Origin of the sequence: Neisseria sp. P0020.S003 (assembly GCF_051957095.1) — a bacterium.
GTDB lineage: Bacteria > Pseudomonadota > Gammaproteobacteria > Burkholderiales > Neisseriaceae > Neisseria > Neisseria subflava.
On sequence record NZ_JBQCWU010000042.1, the window covers coordinates 1 to 818 of the forward strand.

Here is an 818-nt window from a genome sequence, read left to right on the forward strand (position 1 = left end):
GAACTGGCCCCCAAATCTTGGACACTCATAAAAGCCTATTCAGGCGCTCTGTGTAAGCTGGGTTCTATATGCGACAGGACTCAGCTTTTTCAATTTCAAACTGCAACGCTCCCGGTTGTAGTAATCCATATAGTCATCTATCTGCTTCATCAATTCATCCACCGTCAATTCACCTGCGTTATAGAAACACTCCGTCTTCAACACCGCAAAGAAACTCTCCATCGGTGCATTGTCCCAACAATTCGCCTTACGCGACATGCTTTGAACCATGGAATGCTCCGCCAGCAATTCCCTATATCCCGCCGTACGGTACAGCACACCCTGGTCCGAATGAAGCATCGTTCCTTTAGCAGTCAGACGGGGTGCGGCTTTTTCGAGCATTTCCTTCACCATTTCGCCGTCGGCTCTGCGGCTCATGGCGTAGGCGACGATTTCTCGGTTGAACAAGTCCAAGATTGGCGAGAGGTACAGTTTGCCGTCGCTCCCTTTGAGTTCGGTCACGTCGGTCAGCCATTTTTCGTTGGGCTTTCGGGCTTTGAACCGGCGTTTGAGGAGGTGTTCCGATATTTCGCCCATGGCGGGATGGCGGTAGGCTTTTTTCGCCCGTATGAGGGCTTTCAGCCCCATCTGTTTCATCAACCGAGCTGCTTTTTTGCGGTTCCAACCCAATGCTGCGGCAATGCGCCTTTGTCCGTAGCGTCCTTTATGCCGTTCGTAGATTTCGGCGATAAGGGCTTTGTCGGCTGCATCGGGGTCGGGCCGGTCTTGATGGTGGTAGTAAAAGCTGCTTTTGGGCAGGTTTGCGATGTGCAGCAGGT

1 protein-coding gene is annotated in these 818 nt (G+C 52.2%); it reads right to left on the reverse strand.

Translation table 11 applies throughout. The features are described from left to right. Positions 1 to 39: 39 nt before the first annotated feature. Positions 40 to 818 (reverse strand): IS3 family transposase (locus ACTHTQ_RS11225; protein ID WP_440363963.1); only part of this gene is annotated, 779 nt, incomplete at its 5' end.